Source organism: Marinobacter sp. ELB17, assembly GCF_000169375.1.
In the GTDB taxonomy this organism is placed as follows: domain Bacteria; phylum Pseudomonadota; class Gammaproteobacteria; order Pseudomonadales; family Oleiphilaceae; genus Marinobacter.
The window spans coordinates 25,489-38,850 of sequence record NZ_AAXY01000008.1; the positions used below are offsets into that span (position 1 = coordinate 25,489).

Annotated in this window: 13 protein-coding genes; 2 read left to right on the forward strand and 11 right to left on the reverse strand. The window is 56.1% G+C overall.

The genetic code is table 11. The features are described from left to right. Window positions 1–30: 30 nt before the first annotated feature. The 7 genes from MELB17_RS23255 to murJ all read right to left on the reverse strand — a co-directional run bounded on the left by MELB17_RS23255 (window position 31) and on the right by murJ (window position 8,330). Window positions 31–591: a GspH/FimT family pseudopilin gene (locus MELB17_RS23255; protein WP_007350374.1), complete on the reverse strand. Its 561-nt coding sequence runs from the start codon at window positions 589–591 to the stop codon at window positions 31–33. Window positions 592–785: 194 nt separating this feature from the next. Continuing rightward, window positions 786–1,742, reverse strand: a complete 957-nt coding sequence (gene ispH / locus MELB17_RS11300; RefSeq protein WP_007350375.1) for a 4-hydroxy-3-methylbut-2-enyl diphosphate reductase — start codon at window positions 1,740–1,742, stop codon at window positions 786–788. 27 nt (window positions 1,743–1,769) lie between these two features. Next, on the reverse strand, window positions 1,770–2,222 hold the full coding sequence (locus MELB17_RS11305) for an FKBP-type peptidyl-prolyl cis-trans isomerase (protein WP_007350376.1): 453 nt from the start codon (window positions 2,220–2,222) through the stop codon (window positions 1,770–1,772). A 5-nt stretch (window positions 2,223–2,227) separates the two neighbouring features. Further along, a complete protein-coding gene (gene lspA / locus MELB17_RS11310; protein WP_007350377.1) occupies window positions 2,228–2,758 on the reverse strand; it encodes a signal peptidase II in 531 nt (176 codons plus the stop codon). Continuing rightward, window positions 2,758–5,577 (reverse strand): isoleucine--tRNA ligase, encoded by a 2,820-nt coding sequence (ileS, locus tag MELB17_RS11315; RefSeq protein WP_007350378.1) that lies wholly within the window; start codon window positions 5,575–5,577, stop codon window positions 2,758–2,760. The genes lspA and ileS overlap by 1 nt, the downstream gene beginning before the upstream one ends. A gap of 34 nt (window positions 5,578–5,611) precedes the next feature. Beyond that, window positions 5,612–6,592 (reverse strand): bifunctional riboflavin kinase/FAD synthetase, encoded by a 981-nt coding sequence (gene ribF, locus MELB17_RS11320; RefSeq protein WP_007350379.1) that lies wholly within the window; start codon window positions 6,590–6,592, stop codon window positions 5,612–5,614. Window positions 6,593–6,704: 112 nt separating this feature from the next. Next, on the reverse strand, window positions 6,705–8,330 hold the full coding sequence (gene murJ, locus MELB17_RS11325) for a murein biosynthesis integral membrane protein MurJ (protein ID WP_227498882.1): 1,626 nt from the start codon (window positions 8,328–8,330) through the stop codon (window positions 6,705–6,707). 257 nt (window positions 8,331–8,587) lie between these two features. Between murJ and rpsT the strand changes: the two genes are divergently transcribed. Continuing rightward, on the forward strand, window positions 8,588–8,857 hold the full coding sequence (gene rpsT, locus MELB17_RS11330; RefSeq protein ID WP_007350381.1) for a 30S ribosomal protein S20: 270 nt from the start codon (window positions 8,588–8,590) through the stop codon (window positions 8,855–8,857). Between the two features lie 90 nt (window positions 8,858–8,947). Here rpsT and proB read toward each other — a convergent pair whose 3' ends face one another. The 4 genes from proB to rplU form a co-directional block, all read right to left on the reverse strand. Next, entirely contained in the window at window positions 8,948–10,075 is a 1,128-nt protein-coding gene (gene proB / locus MELB17_RS11335) for a glutamate 5-kinase (protein ID WP_007350382.1), read from the reverse strand. A 30-nt stretch (window positions 10,076–10,105) separates the two neighbouring features. Continuing rightward, the gene (cgtA, locus tag MELB17_RS11340) at window positions 10,106–11,299 is read right to left on the reverse strand and encodes an Obg family GTPase CgtA (protein WP_007350383.1); all 1,194 of its coding nucleotides are present in this window, start codon (window positions 11,297–11,299) and stop codon (window positions 10,106–10,108) included. 150 nt (window positions 11,300–11,449) lie between these two features. Continuing rightward, window positions 11,450–11,710: a 50S ribosomal protein L27 gene (gene rpmA / locus MELB17_RS11345; RefSeq protein WP_007350384.1), complete on the reverse strand. Its 261-nt coding sequence runs from the start codon at window positions 11,708–11,710 to the stop codon at window positions 11,450–11,452. A gap of 34 nt (window positions 11,711–11,744) precedes the next feature. After that, on the reverse strand, window positions 11,745–12,056 hold the full coding sequence (gene rplU / locus MELB17_RS11350) for a 50S ribosomal protein L21 (RefSeq protein WP_007350385.1): 312 nt from the start codon (window positions 12,054–12,056) through the stop codon (window positions 11,745–11,747). Window positions 12,057–12,310: 254 nt separating this feature from the next. Here rplU and MELB17_RS11355 point away from each other — a divergent pair, with 254 nt between their 5' ends. Continuing rightward, window positions 12,311–13,279: a polyprenyl synthetase family protein gene (locus MELB17_RS11355; RefSeq protein WP_007350386.1), complete on the forward strand. Its 969-nt coding sequence runs from the start codon at window positions 12,311–12,313 to the stop codon at window positions 13,277–13,279. The last annotated feature ends 83 nt before the right edge of the window (window positions 13,280–13,362 follow it).

Consider the following 13,362-nt stretch of genomic DNA (forward strand, 5'->3'; position numbering starts at 1 on the left):
CGCTCTACTTTTAATCATCGAATGTCGTTGCTAAGGACAGGTCAGATCATTGCCAAGAATGTCTTCCCGGATACTGTTCGAGTCTGTATCTGATGCAAACCGCAGCGTTCCGGAGCTCTGAATAATCAAGCCGCGAGCACCAGAAGCCTGATTGTCTTCGCCACAAACCTTAAAGGTACCTCTTTGGTCAACCGTGTATCCCTGCCCATTAAATTGAATAAAGCCAGCGCTGGCGTCACTCCAAGTCATAGAAAAGTCAGTATTCACCGTGTCACGAACCTGCAGCATCGTCTCCCCGATGGTATAGGCTCCGTCAGCGTTCGCGTCACCAAATACAATCCAACCCTGCTGCCAATTTCCGCCACAGGAAGCCTGATTAGCACTGGCACAAATAGTGACGACCCGATTTCGTTTAATCGCTTCTGATCGCGCATAGCGAATAGCGCCAGTAGCTTCCTGCAAGTATGAAGTCGTGCGGTTCGAGGAGAGCAACGATATAAAACTGGGCGAAGCAAGTGCTACCAGAATACCGAGCAATGCAATTGTCACTAAAAGCTCAATGAGCGTAAAACCAAGTGTTTTTCTAATCATAGGTAACTACATCCGGTTAGTCCGCTGTTAGAAAGTATCAGTATTTCCGGGCATTGGAATGCGTTAGATGATGGGCGGTGCAATTCAAGGGATAAGCGGCGGAAACTCTAAAAATTGTGGATTTACTCACATTCTCACCGCGGCTTCTATAACGGTCGGCGAGCACAAACCATCACATTTACGGATCGGCGGCATCAGTCGTCTATTTGGACAGCATCAATCCGCAACTCTTTCGGCATAGAAAACACAATATTCTCTTCACGCCCGGCAATCTCCTCCGGCACATCACCGCCGAGTTCACGCAGGCGGGCAATCACGGCACTTACCAGTACTTCAGGGGCCGAAGCTCCAGCGGTTACGCCGATGGATTTTTTGCCGTCTAGCCAGGCGGGGTCAATTTGTGCGGCTTCGTCGATCAGATAGGCCGGTGTGCCCATGCGCTCCGCCAGCTCGCGCAGGCGGTTGGAATTGGAGCTGTTGGGGGAGCCCACCACCAGCATCAGGTCGCACTCGTCGGCCATTTGTTTGACGGCGTCTTGGCGGTTTTGGGTGGCGTAGCAGATGTCGTCTTTGCGCGGGCCTTCAATTTTTGGGAACTTTGCCCGCAAGGCATCGATTACCCGCGCGGTATCGTCCATCGACAGGGTGGTCTGGGTGACATAAGCCAGTTTTTCAGGGTTTTTGACGTCCAGCTTTGCTACGTCGGCTTCGTTCTCCACCAGGTAGATATCGCCGCCGTTGGCAAAGTTATACTGACCCATGGTGCCTTCCACTTCCGGGTGGCCATGGTGGCCAATCAGCACGCATTCGCTGCCGTCACGGCTGTAACGCATGACTTCTATGTGAACTTTGGTGACCAGTGGGCAGGTAGCGTCGAAGACTTTCAGGCCGCGGTCGGCTGCCTCTTTTTGCACGGCTTGAGACACTCCGTGGGCGCTGAAAATCACCAGTTTGTCGTCTGGCACTTCGCTTAGTTCTTCCACGAAGATGGCGCCGCGCTTGCGCAGGTTATCTACCACGGATTTGTTGTGCACCACTTCATGGCGTACATAAATAGGTGCGCCAAACACGTCCAGAGCGCGATTAACGATATCAATGGCGCGGTCGACACCGGCGCAGAATCCACGGGGGTTTGCCAGACGAATTTGCATAGTGTTCCTATCTCAGGCCACAGGAGTTCAGTGCGCAGGGCCTACCGGCTCTACGTCTATAATTTCTACGTCGAAGGTTAGTGTACGCCCAGACAGCGGGTGGTTGAAGTCCACTTCTACTTCGTCGCCCTCTACCCAGCTGATGGTACCCGGCAGCTCTTGCTGACGCGCGTCGGCAAAGGAGACCACCACACCTGGCTCCAGCACCATGTCGGCACCGAACACATGGCGCTTCATCACCTGTAAGTTGTTGGGGTTGCGCTGGCCAAAGGCTTTTTCCGGTGGCACCTGATAGCTGGCTTTGTCACCGGCTTTCATGCCCATCAGATAGGCTTCAAAATTCTCTGGCAGACTTTCATCGCCAATGTCCAGGGTGGCCGGGTTTTTGTCGAAGGTGGTATCAACCACTTCGCCGCTGTCGAATTTCAGGGCAAAATGCAGGGTAACCCGAGTGCCTTTATCTACAGGGAGCTCTTTCATAGTAGTCAGTCGCCTTTTGTGCCCGCATCGGCGGGTTTGCGAAACGTATCGAGTATTATCATGGCGGCGCCAATGGTGATGGCGGTGTCGGCCAGATTAAAGGCCGGGAAGTGCCAGTTCTGCCAATAAAAATGGAGAAAATCCACCACGTAACCGTGCACCACACGGTCATACACATTACCCAAAGCGCCACCAAGAATCAGCGCGAAGGCAATGGCAGACCAGGTTTCATGGCGCTCCAGCTTTCTCAGCCATAGCACCAGCACTACGCTGACCACCAACGCCAGGATCACAAAGAACCAGCGCTGCCAGCCTGCGGCACCGGCTAAAAAACTAAAGGCGGCGCCAGTGTTGTGCAGCAGCGTAAAGTTAAACAGTGGCATCACCGGTACCGGGTTGCCGTAGCTGAGCATGGCGGTGGCCATTGCCTTGGTGCCCAGATCAATAGCGATCACCAGCGCAGTCAGCCACAACCACCTCAGTTTGCCCGCGCGGGGCTTAACGCTAACGTCGGATTTTCCCATGGCAGAGCCCATCAGGCGAAAGCGCGGGTTTCACCCGAGCCATACACGTTGGTAACACAGCGACCGCACAAATCGGGGAGGTCTGCGTGGCTACCTACGTCGGCGCGGTGGTGCCAGCAGCGCTCGCACTTGGTATTGCTGGCGGGGCGCACCTGCACCAACAGCCCTTCATAACCGGTTTGTTCGGCGTCAACCGCCTCGCTTGCCGGCTTCACGTCAGCTTCCGAGGTAATCAGCACAAAGCGCAACTCTTCGCCCAGATGCTTTAGTTTCTCGGCCAACTCGCCATCGCAGAACAACGTTACTTCTGCGCTTAGGGAACCCTTGATAACGCCTTGCTTGCGGGCGTCTTCCAGGCGTTTGTTCACCGCTTCTTTCACGGCGGAAATGTCGCGCCAGTAATCACGGCCCAGCTCCACGCTCTGCGGCATTTCACTCAGGCCTTGGTACCAGGTTTCGTAGAATACGGTGTCGCCGCGCTCACCCGGCAGGTGCTGCCAGATTTCATCGGCGGTAAAGCTCAAAATCGGCGCAATCCAGCGCACCAAAGCTTCGGCTACATGGTAAAGCGCGGTCTGGCACGAACGCCGAGCCAGGCTGTCAGCTTGGGTCGTATACTGGCGATCTTTGATGATGTCGAGATAAAAGCCGCCCAGAATGGATTCACAGAAGTTGTACACCTTCTGGTAAATCCGCAGGAAGGCGTAGTTTTCATAATCTTCGTGGATTTCATTCTGCAATTGCAGAGCGCGATCCACCATCCAGCGGTCCAGCGCCATCATGTCGGCCGGGGCGACTGTGTGCTTGGTTGGATCGAAACCTGTCAGGTTACTCATCAGGAAGCGCGCGGTGTTGCGGATGCGGCGATAACCGTCGGCACTTTGCCGTAGAATGTCTTTGGAGACCGTCATTTCACCGCTGTAATCGGTCGCCGCTACCCACAGGCGCAGAATGTCGGCGCCCAGATCGTTAGTCACCTCTTGCGGCGCGATCACGTTGCCCAAGGATTTAGACATTTTGTAACCCTTGCCATCCACGGTAAAGCCGTGGGTGAGCACCTGCTTGTACGGTGCCACGCCGTTGATGGCAATGGAAGTTTTCAGGGACGATTGAAACCAGCCGCGGTGCTGGTCAGAACCTTCCAGGTACAAATCGGCCGGGAACTGGCTCAGCTCTTCGCGCACCCGCAATACCGATTCGTGGGTCACACCGGAGTCAAACCATACGTCCAGGGTGTCCAACACTTTCTCGTAGTGATCGGCGTCGTCGCCCAGAATCTCGCGGGCATCCAGGTCATACCAGGCATCAATGCCATCGATTTCGATAGCCTGAGCCACTTTTTCGATCAGGCTCTGGGTGTTCGGGTGCAGATTCTGGGTTTCTTTGTGGATAAACAAGGTAATCGGCACGCCCCAGGTGCGCTGGCGCGATACGCACCAGTCCGGCGACTGGCGCACCATGGCTTCGATGCGGTTCTGACCCCAGGTAGGCACCCAGCGAACGCCCTTAATCGCTTCCAGAGCGTCGGCGCGCAGGTTTTCTTTTTCCATGCTGATAAACCACTGCGGTGTGGCGCGGTAAATCAGCGGTGTTTTGGTGCGCCAGCAATGGGGAAAGCTGTGGCGGAACTTTTCTTTGCGTACCAGCTTGCCTTCCCGGGTCAACGCGTCGCAGACCGGGTCATCCGCCTTGTACACGTGAACGCCAGCGAACTCGCCGGTCGCACTGGTGTAGGTGCCATCGGCCTGAACCATGTTCAGGGTGCCAATGCCGTAGGTTTTGCCCACCACAAAGTCCTCCACACCGTGGTCTGGCGCGGTGTGAACGGCGCCGGTACCTGCGTCGGTAGACACGTGATCGCCCAGAATCACCGGGACGTGTTTGTCATAAACCGGGTGTTGCAGCGCCAAATGCTCCAGCTGGGCACCGGTGCATTGTGCCAGCACTTGGTAACCGGCCACATCCCAGCGTGCCATAACGCCCTCTACCATAGCGCTGGCCAGAATCATTCGCTCCGGACCGGCGCCGACATCGGCTTGCACCAGCGAGTAATCCAGCTCGGCGCCCAATGACACCGCCTGATTGGCGGGAATGGTCCAGGGCGTGGTTGTCCAGATGACGACGGACACATCGCCTTCACCGGCGCTGGTATTGAACAGCGACAGGGCTTTGGTTTGATCCACTGCGGTAAAGCGCACGTCGATCTGGGTAGAGGTCTTGTCCTGATACTCTACTTCCGCTTCGGCCAGAGCCGACTGCCCTACCACGCTCCAGTAGACCGGTTTGTAACCGCGCACCAGGTGGCCCTTGTCTACAATTTTACCCAGCGCACGCACAATGCCCGCTTCTACTTTCGGGTCCATGGTCAGGTAAGGCTTGTCCCACTCACCCATCACGCCCAGGCGGATAAAGTCGGCTTTCTGGCCGGCAATCTGCTTGGTGGCGTAATCGCGGCAGGCCTGGCGGAAGGTTTTGTAATCTACCTTCACACCGGCTTTGCCGATTTTCTGCTCTACTTTGTGCTCGATAGGCAAGCCATGGCAATCCCAACCGGGCACGTAAGGCGCATCAAAGCCCATGAAGCCACGGGACTTAACAATGATATCCTTCAGGATTTTGTTAACCGCGTGCCCAATGTGAATGCTGCCGTTGGCGTAAGGAGGGCCATCGTGAAGAATGAACTTGTTACGCCCGGCGCGCTGTTCGCGCAAGTTGCCGTAAACGTTCAGGTCCTGCCAGCGTTTGAGCATTTCAGGCTCGCGGTTGGCCAGGTTACCGCGCATGGGAAAAGCGGTTTCCGGCAGATTCAGAGTGTGCTTGTAGTCGCTCATGATGGCTGTGCGTGCTCTATTGGGTCAGTTTAAGTCAGTCTGTGTTCGCAGTACGGTTCGCAGCTAGGCTCTCAGCAAGCCAGCGCCGGGCGCTGCTGAAATCTTTGGCAATCTGGGTTTTCAGGGCGCCAACCGATTCAAAGCGGACTTCATCACGCAGGCCGTGGTGAAAGGTGACGTCAAGCCTCTGCCCGTAAAGCATACCGGCGTAATCAAACAGGTGCACTTCCAGTGCCGGGTGTTTGCCGTCGACGGTCGGCCGCAAGCCAATATTGGCGATGCCGTCGTGCAGGGTGCCATCGGCCAACCTTACCTTTACCACGTAAACACCCCGCAAGGCGGGTATTTGGGCCAGGCGGATATTCGCCGTTGGTGCGCCAATCTCACGCCCCAGCTGGCGCCCATAAACAATGCGGCCAGCAATGTGATATTTCCACCCCAGAAAATGTTCGGCGCTATCCAACTGGTTATCAGCCAGCAGTTTACGGATGCGGGTGCTGCTAACGCGGTCGCCCTCGATCACCACAGTGCGGGTGTTTTCAACTGTAAAGCCGGCGTCAGCGCCCACTTTCTCCAAAAAATTAAAATCACCGGAACGATCACAACCAAAACGGAAGTCGTCTCCCACCACCAGGTGCTTCACCGCCAGGCCTTGAATCAGCAGGCTATCCACAAAGCCCCAGGCCGAAAACTGGCGGAACTGCTCGTCAAAACGCAGGCACAGCACCGCATCAATACCCTGCCCTCGCAAAGCTTCCACTTTCTGGCGGAAACCGGTCAACCGCGGCGGCGCATCCACACCGCGAAAGAACTCCTGAGGCTGGGGTTCAAAAATCACCACCACCGAGGGCAGGTTGTGCTTTGCGGCTTGTGTTTTTACCTGTTCCAGAATCGCCTGATGGCCGCGGTGCACGCCGTCAAAGTTGCCCACGGTAGCCACACAGCCACGCGCCAGTGGGCCTTCGCCCGATTGCGACAGCGTTTTCAGGTTGGTCAGGCCGCGAATCAAGCGCATGCAAAGCAAACCTCTTTGCTAGTGAATATTGCCAATGAATAGCGGCAATAAAATCGTGCCAAGAATTACAGCCAATAAGCGCTTGGCACATGATAAGGCGCGGGATTATACCTCACCTGTGGCGAAAATGTCTGATACGCACCCCGGCCAGCGCCAGTGTAACAAAGTACGCAAGTGTGCCTGCAATCACCAGTATTGCCATATCCTGGGAACGCTGAAAGCCGCCGGCCGCCAGCCACTGATTCACCGGCGCGTTCAGCCACAAAATCACCGCCACCAGCGCGCCGTTCGCCAGCGCGAGCTGCAGCCCAAACTTGCCCCAGCCGGGCTGGCTGCGCCAGGCGCCGATGGCCTTCAAACCGCGCCACAGCAAAAAGGCGTTGAGCCAGGCCGACAGCGATGTGGCCAGCGCCAGGCCTGCGTGCGCCAAGGGGAAGATCAGTATCAGGTTGAACACCATATTAGCGACCATGGCGATGATGCCAATTTTTACCGGGGTGCGAATGTCCTGGCGGGCAAAAAAGCCCGGCGCCAGCACCTTGATCACCATGAATGCCAGCAGGCCCGCGGAATAAGCGCGCAGGCTTTGAGCCGACATGGCCACATCGCGATCAGTCACTTCGCCATAGTGAAACAGAGTGGCAATGAGCGGCTCAGCCAGCAATCCCAAGGCCAGCGCAGACGGCACACCAATAATCAACACCGCCCGCACCGCCCAATCCAGAGTGGCGGAGAACTGATCCGCCGAGTCCGCCGTGTGCTTACGAGATAAGCTGGGCAAAATCACCGTTGCAATGGCTATGCCGAACACCCCTAAAGGCAACTCCGCAAGGCGGTCGGAATAGTACAGCCAGGACACACTGCCGGTTTGCAAAAACGAGGCAAGAACGGTGTCCAGCAGCAGGTTTATCTGGCTTACCGATACGCCGAACAGCGCCGGCACCATCAGCTTCAGAATCCGGCTAACGCCCTCATGGCGGTAATCCACCCGTGGCCGCGGCATCAAACCCAGACGCATCAAAAACGGTAGTTGGAAAAACAGCTGTAAGGCACCGGCAATCAACACACCCCAGGCCAGCGCCATTATCGGCTCGTTCATGAGCGGCGCTAGCCAGACGGCGGCAGCAATCATCGCGAGATTCAGCAACACCGGCGTAAACGCGGGAACGGCAAAGCGATCGTAGCTGTTGAGAATGCCACCGGCGAACGCCGTCAACGAGATCAGCAATAAATAAGGGAAGGTGATCCGTAACATGTCGCTGGCCAGTGCGAATTTTATGTCGTCGCCCAAAAAACCCGGGGCAAACACCGCCGTCAGCACCGGCGCGCCAAGCATGGCCACCAGAATGACCCCCAACAGCACCAGGCCCAACGAGCCGGCAACCGCATCCACCAGGCGCTTTACTTCGGTTGCCGGCTGGTTTTCACGATAAGACGACAGCACGGGCACGAACGCTTGCGAAAACGCACCTTCGGCAAACAATCGGCGTAGAAAATTAGGAATCTTGAAGGCCACAAAAAACGCGTCCGCACCGGCACCAGCACCAAAATAGCGAGCGATCACCATATCCCGCACCAGCCCCAGCACCCGCGACGTCATGGTCATCACCCCTACGACACCAGACGAACGCAGCAGGCCCGGCGCAGGTTTAATCGCGCTCACGGCGGGCACCGACGGCTCTGATGGGCGCGGCGATTCGGGTGTCGGGCCTTGGGGCCCGGGAGACTGTTCAGACATGGTGTTTTGGCCGACAAAAATAGAGAAGCGGGAGTTTATCACAAGCCCTGCCTCCGCTGGCATTGATCACTTTTTGACTTGACAAGTCTCATCGTTGGCGGCATAGTTCCGCGTCATTTATTTCGACGCGCTGGATCTGGCGCGCCCGCGATGAAAGAGAGTTGCGATACGGGTGACTGAAGGGTCACTGCAACTGCATCTGGCGCTCTCAAACCAAATATTCAGCAACGAATTCAAGTACTTTCAGGAGTTTTACGGTGGCAAATTCCCCGCAATCCAAAAAGCGTGCACGTCAAAACGAGAACAGTCGCAAGCACAACACCAGCCTGCGTTCCATGGCTCGTACGTACATGAAAAAGATTCACGTTCAAATCGCTGAAGGCAATTATGAAGGCGCGAAAGCTGCTTTTCTGCAAGCCCAGCCGATTCTGGACAGCATGATTAACAAGGGTATCTTCCCCAAGAACAAGGTTGCTCGCATTAAGAGCCGCCTGAATATCAAGGTGAAGGCACTGCAAGCGGCGTAAGCCACTTTGGTGCACGAAAAACCGGCCAGTTGGCCGGTTTTTTTATGTCTGCAGAAACGGCAAGGAATAACGCTAAGAAACTATCATTATCTAAGAGGCAATCACCATGTTGTCGCGGTGAATCAGCTCTTCACCGGTCATAAAGCCCAGCAATTCCATGATGCGATCACTAGACTGGCCAGCAATCAAACGTGCAGCAGCGGCGTCGTAATTCACCAGGCCACGAGCCACTTCGTTACCCTGCTCATCCAGACACGCCACCATCTCGCCGCGGCGGAATTCACCACTGATACGGGTAACGCCTACAGGCAGCAAGCTGCGACCACCCTGTCGCAACACCCGCGCCGCGCCATCATCAATCACTAAAGCACCACGGGTTTGCAGGTGACTGGCCAGCCACTGTTTGCGAGCCGCTACACGGCCCTGCTCCGGCAATAAAAGCGTACCCAACGCTTCGCGTTCGCGCAGCCGGCCCAGAACATTGTCGATGCGCCCGCCCACAATCACCGTGAAGGCTCCTGAGCGTGCTGCTAGCCGCGCCGCACGAAGCTTAGTCTGCATACCCCCGCGACCCAGCGCGCCGGCGCTACTGCCGGCCATGACATCCAGGTCGCGGTTACTGGCGAAGCACTCGTTCACCAATGTTGCGTCGCTGTGTTTGCGCGGGTCTTTATCAAACAGACCCAGCTGATCTGTGAGGATAATCAGGCCGTCAGCTTCGACCACGTTGGCCACCAACGCACCTAGGGTGTCGTTATCACCAAAACGGATTTCATCGGTCACCACCGTATCGTTCTCGTTCACGATCGGCACTACGCCCAGCTCCAATAACGCCCGCAGGGTGCTGCGGCCATTCAGATAACGCTTGCGATCAGACAGGTCGTCGTGGGTCAGAAGAATCTGGGCGGTGTGTATGCCGTGGCGCTTGAACTGTGCCTCCCAGGTTTGTACCAATCCCATCTGCCCTACGGCCGCGGCTGCCTGCAATTCATGCGCCTGCTGTGGCCGGCGAGTCCAGCCTAACCGGCTCATGCCCTCGGCAACAGCGCCGGATGACACCACCACCAACTCGACACCGGCTTGCATTAGCGCCGCCATCTGGTCTACCCAGCAGCCCAGAGCAGGCACATCGAGGCCTTTACCGTCGTTGGTTAGCAGAGCACTTCCGATTTTTACCACCAGGCGGCGGGCCTGTTGCAGCTGGGCGCGTTCAGTCATGATTTTAATACGGTCTCTTACAGGTGCCACCTACTCCGGGGCGTAAACCACTTCTACGTCACCATCATCGTCGTCGAAGTCGTCATCGTTGTCTTCTTCGCGGGCCGCGCGGCGAGCCATCTTTTCTTCGGTGATGCGGGCGCGGGCCTCTTCATCCATCTGGCGGCGGCGGACTGCTTCCTGCTCGGCAGCTTCGGGGTTTTCAGCCTCTTCTGCCGCACGCTCCTCAATCCAGCGCATAACGGCTTGAGTCAGGGGCTTGGTACCTTCGCCGCTCAGGGCAGAGATACTGAATACCGGACCTTTCCATTCCAGCTCATCAACGATGGCCTGGCAGCGGTCTTCGCGCTCGTCTTCCGGCACCATGTCAACTTTATTCAGCACCAGCCAGCGATCGCGATTAGCCAATGTTTCGCTGAATTTTTCAAGCTCGTGGGCGATGGCTTTTACCGCATAGGCCGGCGATGAACCGTCATAAGGGGCCACGTCTACCAGGTGAAGCAGTAGGCGGGTACGCACCAGGTGCTTCAGAAAACGGATGCCCAGACCGGCACCTTCGGCTGCGCCTTCGATTAGGCCGGGAATATCGGCAATCACAAAACTCTGGTGATTCTGCACTCTGACCACGCCCAGGTTTGGCACCAGGGTGGTAAACGGATAGTCCGCCACTTTTGGCGTCGCCGCAGATACAGAGCGAATAAAGGTCGACTTACCGGCATTGGGCATGCCCAACAGGCCCACATCGGCCAGTACTTTCAGCTCTAGCCGCAGATTCCGGGTTTCACCCTCAGAGCCTTTCGAAGTCTGCCGTGGCGCACGGTTAATAGAGGACTTGAAGCGGGTGTTGCCCAGGCCGTGAAAACCACCCTGAGCGACTTTCTGGCGCTGACCTATGCGAGTCAGGTCACCCAGAACTTCGTGGGTGTCCATGTCCACTATGGTCGTACCCACCGGCACCGGCAGCACCAGATCTTCGCCTTTGGTACCGGTGCAATTGCGGCCGGAACCCTGTTCGCCGTTATGGGCTCTGTGCTGGCGCTGAAAGCGGTAGTCAATCAGAGTATTCAGGGCATCGTTGGCTTCCAGATACACAGAACCGCCATCGCCACCATCGCCACCGTCAGGTCCGCCCCGAGGCACGTATTTTTCACGGCGGAAACTCAGGCAACCGTGGCCGCCTGTACCTGCTTCCACAATGATGGTGGCTTCGTCTACAAATTTCATATTGGCTGTTGCTCTTTATGGTATTGGCTGCTGATCTTTACGATGCTGGCTGAAGCTCTTGCTGATAACTGTGCACTAAAAGCGAAACCCTACAAACCAAAAAACCCCGCAGCCTCAATGAAGCAGTGCGGGGCTTTCGGAGACCACTACTTATGCAGCTGAGACGATGCTTACATATTTGCGGTTCTTAGGGCCTTTTACTTCAAACTTCACCTGACCTTCGGCTTTGGCGAACAAGGTGTGATCCTTGCCCAGTCCAACGTTAATGCCTGGATGAAAACGGGTTCCACGCTGACGAACAATGATGCTGCCTGCGGATACGCTTTCGCCGCCGTAGCGCTTCACACCAAGTCGTTTCGACTCGGAATCGCGACCGTTACGGGTACTGCCTGCTGCTTTTTTATGAGCCATGATAAGCCTCCTGATTAAGGGGTGATTCCCGGGATTAGCCCTGGATACCCGTGATCTTTACTTCAGTAAACCACTGGCGGTGGCCCTGACGCTTCATAGAATGCTTCCGGCGACGGAACTTGATGATCTGGATCTTGTCGTGACGACCGTGGCTGACGACTTCTGCAGTCACTTTGGCGCCGTCAACAACCGGTGCGCCTACTTTAACATCGTCGCCGTTGGCGATCAGCAAAACACGGTCGAATTCAATGTTACTACCGGTTTCTACTTCCAGCTTCTCCAGCTTCAGAGTTTCGCCTTCCTTTACACGGTGCTGTTTGCCACCGCTAACAATAACTGCGTACATGTCTGCTCTCCGCGATTGACCCATCCCTGCTCTTATCCACCTGGTTCTAAGGGAAGCGCTTTGGCAACCCTATAGCAGGGAGCGCAGGTTGGGATGAGTTGGGCGCGTGATTGTACGAAAAGCCGCCACGCAATACAAGCTGTGTTGACACTCTTGACCGAGTTACGTTGACACTCTTCGCCTTGTTACCTAGCATTGCCGCGACCTGCCTGTTTTATCGACAGCAACAACACCGCCAAACACCGGAACCCTTCATGACAGCCCAACGCATCTACGACACCGTGGCAGACGACTTCAGCCGCGTTAACGAACTGATTATCCAGCGTTTGTCATCCGATGTTCCGATGGTCGAAAAAATTGCGCAGTACATTATTGAAAGCGGTGGCAAGCGCTTGCGGCCCCTGCTGGTCCTGCTCGCAAGCCGCGCTACCGGCTATAACGAAGACAATCACCTGAAACTGGCCGCTGTTATCGAATTTTTGCACACCGCCACCCTGCTCCATGACGACGTGGTGGACACCTCCGACATGCGCCGCGGGCGCAGCACCGCCAACGCCAAGTGGGGCAACGCACCCAGCGTGCTGGTGGGCGACTTTCTATACGCCCGCGCCTTTGAAATGATGGTCGAGCTGGAAAGTCTGCCGATTATGAAGGTGCTATCACACGCCACCGCGGTGATTGCCGAAGGCGAAGTGATGCAACTGATGAATGTGAAGAATCCAGACTTGACCGAAAACCAGTACATGCAAGTGATTCATAACAAAACGGCGATGCTGTTCGAGGCATCGTCGCACTCCGGCGCCTTGCTAGCCGGCGCAAACCACGCCCAGGAAGAAGCGCTGAAGAATTATGGAAAGCACTTGGGGCTGGCATTTCAACTAGTGGACGACGTACTGGACTATCGCGGTGACGCCGAAACCATGGGTAAAAACGTGGGTGACGATCTGGCCGAGGGTAAAACAACATTACCGCTGATTTATGCCATAGCCAACAGCAACGATGACGAAAAAAAGCTGATTCGCCGTGCGATCCGCAAGGGCGGGCTAGACGATCTACAACCGGTGCTGGCGATTATAAACACCACCGGCGCGCTGAATTACGCCATGGACAAAGCCAAAAATCAGGCGCAGCAGGCCAAGGACTGCTTGCAAAGTCTACCCGCTAGCGAACACCTCGACGCGCTCCACCTGCTGACCGACATTGCGGTTGCCCGCATCAGTTAAACAGCAGCCACCCGGCAATCAAAACCCTTTACCCACAAAAAAACCTGCATCGCAACGATGCAGGTTTTTTTGTGGCACGCAGC

Bases quoted from the DNA above. Each gene is read 5' to 3' on its own strand.
- MELB17_RS23255 (WP_007350374.1), bottom strand. From the start codon at position 591: ATGATTAGAAAAACACTTGGTTTTACGCTCATTGAGCTTTTAGTGACA.
- ispH (WP_007350375.1), bottom strand. From the start codon at position 1,742: ATGCAAATTCGTCTGGCAAACCCCCGTGGATTCTGCGCCGGTGTCGAC.
- MELB17_RS11305 (WP_007350376.1), bottom strand. From the start codon at position 2,222: ATGAAAGAGCTCCCTGTAGATAAAGGCACTCGGGTTACCCTGCATTTT.
- lspA (WP_007350377.1), bottom strand. From the start codon at position 2,758: ATGGGCTCTGCCATGGGAAAATCCGACGTTAGCGTTAAGCCCCGCGCG.
- ileS (WP_007350378.1), bottom strand. From the start codon at position 5,577: ATGAGCGACTACAAGCACACTCTGAATCTGCCGGAAACCGCTTTTCCC.
- ribF (WP_007350379.1), bottom strand. From the start codon at position 6,592: ATGCGCTTGATTCGCGGCCTGACCAACCTGAAAACGCTGTCGCAATCG.
- murJ (WP_227498882.1), bottom strand. From the start codon at position 8,330: ATGTCTGAACAGTCTCCCGGGCCCCAAGGCCCGACACCCGAATCGCCG.
- proB (WP_007350382.1), bottom strand. From the start codon at position 10,075: ATGACTGAACGCGCCCAGCTGCAACAGGCCCGCCGCCTGGTGGTAAAA.
- cgtA (WP_007350383.1), bottom strand. From the start codon at position 11,299: ATGAAATTTGTAGACGAAGCCACCATCATTGTGGAAGCAGGTACAGGC.
- rpmA (WP_007350384.1), bottom strand. From the start codon at position 11,710: ATGGCTCATAAAAAAGCAGCAGGCAGTACCCGTAACGGTCGCGATTCC.
- rplU (WP_007350385.1), bottom strand. From the start codon at position 12,056: ATGTACGCAGTTATTGTTAGCGGTGGCAAACAGCACCGTGTAAAGGAA.
- MELB17_RS11355 (WP_007350386.1), top strand. From the start codon at position 12,311: ATGACAGCCCAACGCATCTACGACACCGTGGCAGACGACTTCAGCCGC.